This window comes from Oscillibacter sp. UBA6647 (genome assembly GCA_002455655.1).
GTDB lineage: Bacteria > Bacillota > Clostridia > Oscillospirales > Oscillospiraceae > Oscillibacter.
Window position 1 is genome coordinate 1 of record DKLF01000157.1, and the last position, 9165, is coordinate 9165.

The 9165-nt window shown below is 55.8% G+C and carries 9 protein-coding genes and 1 tRNA gene; 7 read left to right on the forward strand and 3 right to left on the reverse strand.

The features are described 5' to 3' along the window. Positions 1-78: 78 nt before the first annotated feature. A complete protein-coding gene (locus tag B2W96_RS11350; RefSeq protein WP_293010489.1) occupies positions 79-762 on the reverse strand; it encodes a FadR/GntR family transcriptional regulator in 684 nt (227 codons plus the stop codon). 230 nt (positions 763-992) lie between these two features. On the opposite strand from B2W96_RS11350, the gene B2W96_RS11355 reads away from it, so the two are divergent. From B2W96_RS11355 to B2W96_RS11380, 6 genes are all read left to right on the forward strand, one after another. Next, positions 993-1682 carry a hypothetical protein gene (locus tag B2W96_RS11355; protein WP_293010491.1) on the forward strand — a complete coding sequence of 230 codons (690 nt, stop codon included), beginning with the start codon at positions 993-995 and terminating at the stop codon, positions 1680-1682. 29 nt (positions 1683-1711) lie between these two features. Further along, a complete protein-coding gene (locus B2W96_RS11360) occupies positions 1712-1933 on the forward strand; it encodes a 4Fe-4S dicluster domain-containing protein (RefSeq protein WP_349680149.1) in 222 nt (73 codons plus the stop codon). A gap of 19 nt (positions 1934-1952) precedes the next feature. Continuing rightward, the gene (locus B2W96_RS11365) at positions 1953-3023 is read left to right on the forward strand and encodes a 3-methyl-2-oxobutanoate dehydrogenase subunit VorB (protein WP_293010493.1); all 1071 of its coding nucleotides are present in this window, start codon (positions 1953-1955) and stop codon (positions 3021-3023) included. Position 3024: 1 nt separating this feature from the next. After that, positions 3025-3774 (forward strand): thiamine pyrophosphate-dependent enzyme, encoded by a 750-nt coding sequence (locus B2W96_RS11370; RefSeq protein WP_293010495.1) that lies wholly within the window; start codon positions 3025-3027, stop codon positions 3772-3774. 1 nt (position 3775) lies between these two features. Beyond that, entirely contained in the window at positions 3776-4312 is a 537-nt protein-coding gene (locus B2W96_RS11375) for a 2-oxoacid:acceptor oxidoreductase family protein (RefSeq protein WP_293010497.1), read from the forward strand. Between the two features lie 443 nt (positions 4313-4755). After that, the gene (locus B2W96_RS11380) at positions 4756-5841 is read left to right on the forward strand and encodes a branched-chain amino acid aminotransferase (RefSeq protein WP_293010499.1); all 1086 of its coding nucleotides are present in this window, start codon (positions 4756-4758) and stop codon (positions 5839-5841) included. 93 nt (positions 5842-5934) lie between these two features. Here B2W96_RS11380 and ymfI read toward each other — a convergent pair whose 3' ends face one another. Further along, positions 5935-6672 (reverse strand): elongation factor P 5-aminopentanone reductase, encoded by a 738-nt coding sequence (ymfI, locus tag B2W96_RS11385; RefSeq protein ID WP_293010501.1) that lies wholly within the window; start codon positions 6670-6672, stop codon positions 5935-5937. Positions 6673-7070: 398 nt separating this feature from the next. On the opposite strand from ymfI, the gene B2W96_RS11390 reads away from it, so the two are divergent. Next, positions 7071-7147 (forward strand) — tRNA-Arg (locus B2W96_RS11390). A 212-nt stretch (positions 7148-7359) separates the two neighbouring features. Here B2W96_RS11390 and B2W96_RS11395 read toward each other — a convergent pair. Then, positions 7360-8724: a site-specific integrase gene (locus B2W96_RS11395; protein ID WP_293010503.1), complete on the reverse strand. Its 1365-nt coding sequence runs from the start codon at positions 8722-8724 to the stop codon at positions 7360-7362. Between the last annotated feature and the right edge of the window lie 441 nt (positions 8725-9165).

Sequence of the window (9165 nt, forward strand, 5' to 3'; positions counted from 1 at the left end):
GGCATTGCCGGGGCAGGCGCTTTTTGTTTAATAAGGAACGGGGAGGCCATGGCTGGCGGAAATAACGCTCACGGTAGGCTATACCCGCAGAATCTGAATCAGATGCTTCATGTGGATGCTCATGGCGTAGCGCGCGCCCACGTCGTCCCGGCACAGCAGAAAATCCACAATCAGCCGGTTGTCTGCCACGGCGATTTCCTGCATGTGCTTCTGGTTCTCCGAAATCTGCATGATTTCGCTCACCGCGTCGTTGATGATGGGATAAAGGCGGCGCATGTATTCGTTGTGAGACGCGCGGATAATGCTCAGGTGAAAGTCCTGATCCGCAGCGGGCCAGTCTCCGCCGGAGGCGGCAATCTGCTCCATCCGCTCCGCCTTGCGGCGGATTTGGTCCAGTTCCTCGTCGCTTGCCCGCTGACAGGCCAGCGCGACTGTGGCAGGCTCGAAAATCAGGCGCATCTCAAACAGGTCTCTGGCTCTGGTCCGGGACCGCAAATCCGTCAGCGCCGTCATATCCACCGGGAAACGCGGCAGCTCCCGGGCCACAAACGTCCCCTTGCCCCGCTGAATTTCCAGCACGCCTTGTGCAACCAGAAATGAAATCGCCTCCCGCAGCGTGGTGCGGCTGACGCCTAAAAGCTCGCTCAACTCATTTTCGTTGGGCAGCTTGCCGCCGGTTTCATACCGGTGCTCCTCTGCGATCATGTCCAGCAATCTTTCCGCCGCCCGCTGAGACAGCTTTGCCTTTTTCGGTCCCTCCATAAAAGTCCTCCTTCGCCCCTGTGGGGGCGTATTTCATATTTTAAAGTGCTGCCGCTCTGCCTGCAAACTCCACATTCACATCAAATTTCAAGAAAAGATCGACAGAGTTTCGGCAAAAGGCACAATAACTTCCCTTGACATCTCCAACACAATCGGTTATACTGACATCATACAACGCATACGATAATAATACAACTCTTTTTTGATATTTTGAAAGCGAGGGGGCCGTTTTGATTCTGACATCCGATCAGGTCTGCTCCAACCGCGTCGTACTTGTCTGTGGGCATTACGGGACGGGGAAGACCGAGTTTGCCGTAAACTATGCGCTGGGGTTGGCTCGTGAGGGGCACGCCGCCATGCTGGCGGACGTGGACATCGTGAATCCCTATTTCCGCTCCAGAGAGCGGAGAAAACTTTTGGAGGGGGCGGGGATCCGGGTGATCTCCTCTTCTCAGGCGTGCAGCGACGCGGACGTGCCCGCCCTTCCGGCGGAGCTTTTGACCATTCTGGAAAACCGGGAAATCCGGGGCGTGATGGATGTGGGCGGCGATCCGGTGGGCGCACGGGTGCTGGCTCGGTTTCAGCCCAAAATTATTGCGGAGGATTACAAGCTCCTTTTTGTGCTCAATGCCAACCGGCCCGAGGTGCGCACGGCAGAGGCCGCCGTGGCCTATCTTCGCAGCATCGAGGTCGTGACGGGTCTTGCGTGCGGCGGCATTGTGAACAATACCCATCTGTGCGGCGAGACGACGCCTGAAGAGATTCTAAAGGGCGCGGAGCTGGCTGAAGCGGTTTCGCGGGAAACCGGCATTCCCGTTATGTGCCATGTGGCGGAGCGGCGCTTCACCGGCGAGGAAAGCCTCGCGGGCCTTAAGCTGTTTCCCATTGACATCTATATGAAAAAACCGTGGGAGCTGTAAAAGGCTCCCAACAACATGAAGGGAGGCAAATGAGTATCATGGCAGCAAGGGTAACATTTGACCGGGACCGGTGCAAGGGCTGTGAGCTGTGCGTTTCCGTGTGTCCCAAGCATATCGTGGCAATTGACATGGATGTCATCAACCGCAAGGGCTATCACCCCGCCGGGGTGGTGGACATAGCGGCATGCATTGCCTGCGCAAGCTGCGCAAAGATCTGTCCGGATTCCGTGATTACCGTGGAAAAAATCTGACGAAGGAGGTTGAATTTTCGTGGGAAAAGAGCTTTGGAAAGGAAATGAAGCGATTGCAGAGGCCGCCATCCGCGCGGGCTGCGACTGCTTCTTTGGGTATCCCATCACCCCGCAGAGCGAGATTCCGGAATATCTCTCTTTGCATATGCCGCAGCACGGCAAGGTGTTTGTTCAGGCGGAGTCCGAGGTGGCCGCTATTAATATGGTGTACGGGGCCGCAGGCTCCGGAATGCGGGTCATGACCTCCTCCTCCTCTCCCGGAATCTCCTTGAAGCAGGAGGGTATTACATATCTTGCGGGCGCGGAGCTGCCCGCCGTCATCGTCAACTGTATGCGCGGCGGTCCGGGCCTTGGAACGATTCAGCCCGGCCAGAGCGACTATTTTCAGGCCACCCGCGGCGGCGGCAACGGCGACTACCGTACGGTGGTGCTGGCCCCCGCCAACATTCAGGAGGCCGTGGACATGGTGCAGGAGGCGTTTGACATCGCCGACCAATACCGCAACCCCGTGCTGGTGCTGGCGGACGGCATGATCGGCCAGATGATGGAGCCCATCGAGTGGCGCGAGATTCCAAAGCGCAAGCTGGCGCCCAAGGACTGGGCGGCCACAGGCCGCAAGGGCCGGGCGCACCACAACGTGATCAACTCCCTGTATATTGACCCCAACGAGTGCGACGACTTTAACGTGGAGCTTGCAAAGAAGTATCAGGTCATCAAGGAGAACGAAGTCCGCTGGACCGGCAAGGACGCGGAGGACGCGGAGCTTCTTATCACGGCCTACGGTACGCCCGCCCGGATTGTCCTCACGGCGCTGGAGCAGCTTCGAGCCGAGGGGATAAAGGCGGGGCTCTTCCGTCCCATTTCGCTGTGGCCCTTCCCGGAGAAGGCACTGCACGATCTGGCCCTGCGGGATAACGTGAAGGCGATTTTGGACGTGGAAATGAGCATTGACGGCCAGATGATCGAAGATGTGCGCCTGAGCGTGGAGGGCCGCAGGCCCATCTCCTATCTGGGTCACGCCGGCGGCGTAATTCCCACTGTGGAGGAAATCGTGGAAGCGGGCAAAAAGGCCCTGAAGGAGGCAGAGTAACATGGCGGTTGTCTATCAAAAATCCAAGGGACTGACGGACGTGGAGTTCCACTACTGCCCCGGCTGCACCCACGGCATTATTCACAAGCTGGTGGCTGAGACGTTGGAGGAGATGGACCTGCTGGATACGGCCATCGGCGTGTGTCCCGTGGGCTGCTCGGTGTTTGCCTATAAGTATTTTAGCTGCGATATGCAGGAGGCTGCCCACGGACGTGCCCCCGCCGTCGCAACCGGCATCAAGCGCACCCATCCTCACCAGCCGGTGTTCACCTATCAGGGCGACGGCGACCTTGCCTCCATCGGCACGGCGGAAATTGTCCACGCCGCCATGCGGGGAGAGAAGTTTACCACCATTTTCATCAACAATGCCATTTACGGCATGACCGGCGGCCAGATGGCTCCCACCACCCTCATCGGACAAAAAGCCACCACCTGCCCCCAGGGCCGCACCCGTGAGCAGGCCGGTATGCCCATCCGCATGGCGGAGATGCTCTCCACGCTGGACGGCTGCGTCTATGCCGAGCGGGTCTGCGCCACCGACATTCCCAACCTGAATAAGGCAAAAAAGGCCATTAAAAAGGCATTCCAGCTTCAGATGGAGGGCAAGGGCTTTACTTTCGTGGAGGTTCTTGCCACATGCCCCACCAACTGGGGCATGACACCGCTGAAGTCCATGGAGTGGCTGAAAGAGAACATGGTTCCCTACTATCCCCTGGGTTTGATCAAGGATACCGGCACGGAGGTGAAGTGAGATGAAAAAGGAAATTATCATTTCCGGCTTCGGCGGACAGGGTGGCCTTGCCATCGGCAAAAATCTGGCGGAAGCCGGCATGGCCGAGGGGCTGAACGTGACGTGGGCCCCATCCTACGGACCCGAGATGCGGGGCGGCACGGCCAACTGCTCTGTGGTGCTGTCCGACCATCCGGTGGGCTCCCCTGTGTTTAACCATCCCACGGAGCTGATCGCCATGAACGAGCCCTCCCTTGAAAAATTTGAAGCGGGCGTTGTTCCCGGCGGCGCCGTGTTTGTCAACAGCTCCGTGGTTACCGACAAGGTGACGCGCCCGGATTTGACCGCGTACTACATCCCCTGCGGGGAAATTGCCGATCAGGTGGGCAACGCCAAGGTGGGCAACATGGCCATGCTGGGGGCGTATGTGGCCGCCACCAAGATTTTAAGGCCCGAGGCCATCGAGGCGATGATTGAGGAGATGTTTACCGGAGCCAAGGCCAAGCTGGTTCCCCTGAACATCGAGGCTTTCCGTCGGGGCATGGCCTGCGTGGGCTAACGCCGTCTTTTGTAAATTGAACGTCCCCCGTCCGCCGGAAAACCGGCGGACGGGCGGACGAATATCCCGTCCCGCGCCTGTTCTGTGCATTTTAACAGTTGACTTTCTCCTGCCGGGAGCGTATAAATAATTTAATATTCAAAACGCAATGAACGGGAATTGCCGTCAGGAACGCCGACTTCAGAGAGCTGCCGCATGGTGCGAGGCAGCGGACGCGGCCTGATTGGTCTGGCCCGGAAGCGGCCCGCCCAAAGAGAAGTTTCTCCAGTAGGCGGCGACGGGAGCCTCCCGGTTACAGAGGCGGTGCGCGGAAGCGTACATAAGAGGCCGCGTTGCGGCAAAGAGAGTGGTACCACGGAAGTTTGGCTTTCGCCTCCCTGATTTCAGGGGTGCGAGAGCCTTTTGCTTTATCAGTTCAAAATAAAAGTAAGGGAGAATTTCAAATGCTGAACATCAAGATCACCAAGACGACTTCCCCCAAAGCAAAGCCTGCGGACGAGTCCAAGCTGGGCTTCGGAAAAACCTTTTCCGATCACATGTTTATTATGGACTATACCGAGGGTCAGGGCTGGCACGATGCCCGCATTGTGCCCTATGCTCCCATCTCTCTGGAGCCCTCCGCCGTGGTGTTCCACTATGCGCAGGAATGCTTTGAGGGCCTGAAAGCCTATCGCACCGCCGAGAACAAAATTCAGCTCTTCCGCCCCGACTGCAACGCCCGCCGCATGAACAACACGCAGGAGCGCCTGTGCATGCCGAGCATTCCTGAGGAGGATTTTGTGGAAGCCACCCGCGCGCTGGTGGAGGTCGAGAAGGACTGGGTTCCCCATTCCGAGGGCGCGTCTTTGTACATTCGTCCCTTCACCATTGCCACCATGGCCCAGCTTGGCGTTCACGCGTCCACCACCTATCAGTTCATCATCATCTGCGCCCCCTCCGGCGCATATTATGCGGCGGGGCTGGCCCCCATCGACATCTATGTGGAGGACACCTATGTCCGCGCCTGCCCGGGCGGCACCGGATTTACCAAGTGCGGCGGAAACTACGCGGTGTCCCTGCTTGCCGCCAAGGTGGCCGAGGAGCGTGGATACAGTCAGGTGTTGTGGCTGGACGGCGTGGAGCGCAAGTATGTTGAAGAAGTGGGCGCCATGAACATCTTCTTCAAGATCGACGGCAAGCTTTATACCGCCGAGGCGCAGGACAGGGACGGCACCGTGCTCCCCGGCGTCACCCGTCGCTCCATCATCGAGCTGCTGAAAGACTGGGGCTATGAGGTTGTGGAGGGCAAGTTGGCTGTCGACGACCTGATGAAGGCTTCCCGCGAGGGCAAGCTGGAGGAGGTGTTCGGGACCGGTACCGCCGCCGTCGTCTCCCCCGTCAAGAAGCTGGACTATGAGGATCAGACCGCCCAGATCGGCCACGGCGAAATCGGCCCCCTGACCCAGAAGCTGTACGATACCCTTACCGGCATCCAGTGGGGCAGAATCCCCGACACGAAGGGATGGATCGTCCCGGTCTGTGACGCTTGATTTTTGCCTGATTTTAAATTTCCCGCCCGGCTGCTTTTGCAGCCGGGCGGGGTGCTTTTATGCGGATTATGCGATCTGCGCGGACGGATTGCTTTACCCGGTGAAGCCGCCGTCCACGGTGAGAATCTGTCCGGTGATAAAGGAGGCCTCATCTCCCGCCAGAAACGCCGCCGCTGCCGCCACATCCTCCGGCATTCCCAAACGGCCGAGGGGCGTTTGCGCGGCAAGCTCCTCCAGCGTCTCCGGGCCAAGGGCGCGGAGCATATCTGTTTGGATGCAGCCGGGGGCCACCGCGTTTACCCGGATGTTAGAGGGAGCCAGCTCCAGAGCCAGCGAGCGGGTAAGCCCGATTACGGCGGACTTTGTAGCGGCGTATACCGTTTCACAGGAGGCCCCCCGCAGGCCCCAGATGGAGGAGATGTTGACAATGCTGCCTCGCTTTTCATGGAGCATATGGGGCAGAGCCCGGCGGATGGCGCTGCGCATTCCGCCCACGTTCACGGCAAAGGTCCGGTTCCAGATTTCGTCGTCCGCATTCTGAAACAGGCCGGAGGGAGGCGCGATTCCCGCGTTGTTAATCAGCGTATCCACCGGCCCCAGGGCGGATTCTATGGCGCGGAACATCGCGTCCACTTCGCCGGATTCCACCATGTCCGCGCCAAACGCAGCAGCGTTGCACCCGGCGCGGAGCAACTCGTCCGCCAGCTCCTCGGCGGCTTGGCGGCTGCGGTGATAGTTGATGGCCACGTCATAGCCCTGCTGCCCAAGCTTTCGGGCAATTGCCCGACCAATTCCCCGGCTTCCTCCTGTCACCAGTGCCACGTTTGTCATACCTGTTCGCTCCTTTGCGCCTGCCCGTCCGGAGGGCAGAACTGTGGTTATGGGTTGGACGCGCTGAATTCTCTGGGTGTGTGCCGTCCTGCCCGTCTGCGGATATTATAAATGCTTTTTATCGGGACTGCAACGGCCTTTTCAGCCGAATCGCCGCGCTTTAAAGCTTTTTTGCTGTTTGAACCAAGGAAGGGAAATCTGACCGGGGACAAAGTAGTGCCGGGCTTTTCAATTGACAGCAGGGCGGAAATCGGGTAGAATAGCAGGCGGTTCCTCTTCTTTGCACTTAAATAAGTCTCCGTAGCTCAGCCGGATAGAGCATCCGCCTCCTAAGCATATAGTCGAGCGTATGCCCTTCCGTCCGTTATTTAGTTGTTTTTTCTGAAAATTGAATCTATGTCTCCGTAGCTCAGCTGGATAGAGCGTCCGCCTCCTAAGCGGAAGGCCAGCGGTTCGAATCCGCTCGGGGACGCCACTAAGGGTTGAAAACGCAAGGTTTCTTGGGCTTTCAGTCCTTTTCTTTTGCATGAAATTTTTGTTAGCAAGCTGCCAACAAGCTGGAACAGCTGAAAGGGAAAGTGGTAATGGAGCTTCTTTTTCCTTCCTCAAAATCTGTTAACAAAATTGGACTGATTGGACTTTTTGGATGCTGCAAAAGCGCGAACTGCCAACAAATCTGCTAACGAACTAGATCTTGTCCATTCCGTCCACTGGATTTTCCTTGTCCTTTTGTTCTGTAAAAGGCGGCTCCTTGATGTCCTTAAAAAATTCATTGTCCATGCTGACTGCAATCTTCATTCTGCTTTCATCCAAAATCCCGGCATAGACATTTTCCGTCATATCCGCTCTGGCATGTCCTAGATCGCCCTGCACGGATTTTACGTCGTGGGTTTCCCGCAGCTTCTCTGTAGCGCTGGAATGGCGCAGACTGTAAAATACGACCTGGCGGAGATTATTCTTACGAACAAAGCGGCTGAACCGCTTTGACAAGTGATTCCCCTCATATGGGTTGCCGTTGTCCTGTGCAATGACCATGCCGTAATCGTGGTAATCGCCCTGTAAAAACTCTTTCTGCTTTTCTTGCTGTGCTTTATAGTTTATCAGAAGCCGTGCCACGGTGTCCGGCAGATAGACGCGCCTTGTACTTGCTTCTGTCTTTAACGCTTTCAGAACCATAACCGTTGTCTTTCCGCCTAAGATGGGCGGAAACTTTTTGATAATATCCCGTTCTCCTGTATCCTTCATGGACTGCTTATCAATCCGGCGCAATTCCTTTTTGATGTAGATGCAGGAAGAATGGTCTGCAATGCTTTCCTGGCTTGCATTCACACAGTCCCATGTAAGCCCTGCCAATTCGCAGGTACGCAGGGAACAGGCAAATACGAGGCTCATACAGAGATACAGCAATTCATCATCGCAAATGGAAAGTGCGTATTTCAGTTCTTCCCCCGTCCACTGCGGGCGCTTATGCTTAGGCTGTGGTGGAAGAAGGACGCTTAGTGCCGGATTGAAGTCAATTATTCCGTCGCGGACTGCCAGTTTCAATGCAGGGCGCAGAATCTTATGTACTTCCTTGACCGTCCTCGCTGATATGTTTTCGGGTGGTGCTTTGTGAAACGGGGCTTGCTTTGCCTTGTGCTGCGGCAGTTCATTGTAGTATTCCTGCATGAGTTTTGCAGTGATGCGATACACGGGAATATTCCCGATAAAGGGGCAGATGTAGTTCTGAATCGTTGCTCTATGGGAACGCAATGTGGTGGATTGCCAGTGCTGCACCCCATATTCAGTTATATACTGCTCCAACAATCCAGAAACAGTCATATTCTTATGCGCCATCATGCTGCCTTTGGCGATAAATGAAAGCTCACTTTCATTGAAATATAAATGACCGTCTTTTTCTGCGTCCTGCACACGCCGCAGCATATCGCTTGCTTCACGTTCGCTGCTACAGCGTATCCAGTGTTGCTTTGGCAGCCCTTTATTGTCAGGTACGCGGTAGCTGATATAGTAAGCCGTGCCGGATTTCAGTTTCCGCTTGACGACACTTGCCATATTGCATTCCTCCTTACAGGCCGTTTTCTTCCAAATAAGCGTCAAAGGACTTCTTAGAGACGAGAAGTCTGCTACCTAAACGCATGACCTTGAAAGGTGGGTTATCGCCGACAGAAGCCGTCCTAACCAGCATATAAGCCTGAGAACGACCAATCCCTAAAATATTCTGGACATCCCCGACATTCAGTGTCCGGCACTCTCTAAGGTTCATAGTTCCCTGTGTCACAGTCCGTTCCATAAAGCCAAGTCCTTTCCGATTCAGCACTTAAAATTTGCTATGCGCAAGTAATTTCTTTTGTTTATTGGATTATATATTCTCGTTTTGGTTCTGTCAATATAAAACAAAAGAAAATTCTTTTGTTTTATAATTTATAATGCTATAATGTCCATAAGATTCTTACGATCGGAGGGCTTTTATATGGCTGTAGGCGAAAAAATTAA

What these genes read in the sequence shown, in the direction of transcription:
- B2W96_RS11380 (WP_293010499.1), top strand. Translation starts at nt 4,756, where the DNA reads ATGCTGAACATCAAGATCACCAAGACGACTTCCCCCAAAGCAAAGCCT.
- B2W96_RS11395 (WP_293010503.1), bottom strand. Translation starts at nt 8,724, where the DNA reads ATGGCAAGTGTCGTCAAGCGGAAACTGAAATCCGGCACGGCTTACTAT.
- B2W96_RS11360 (WP_349680149.1), top strand. Translation starts at nt 1,712, where the DNA reads ATGAGTATCATGGCAGCAAGGGTAACATTTGACCGGGACCGGTGCAAG.
- ymfI (WP_293010501.1), bottom strand. Translation starts at nt 6,672, where the DNA reads ATGACAAACGTGGCACTGGTGACAGGAGGAAGCCGGGGAATTGGTCGG.
- B2W96_RS11375 (WP_293010497.1), top strand. Translation starts at nt 3,776, where the DNA reads ATGAAAAAGGAAATTATCATTTCCGGCTTCGGCGGACAGGGTGGCCTT.
- B2W96_RS11370 (WP_293010495.1), top strand. Translation starts at nt 3,025, where the DNA reads ATGGCGGTTGTCTATCAAAAATCCAAGGGACTGACGGACGTGGAGTTC.
- B2W96_RS11350 (WP_293010489.1), bottom strand. Translation starts at nt 762, where the DNA reads ATGGAGGGACCGAAAAAGGCAAAGCTGTCTCAGCGGGCGGCGGAAAGA.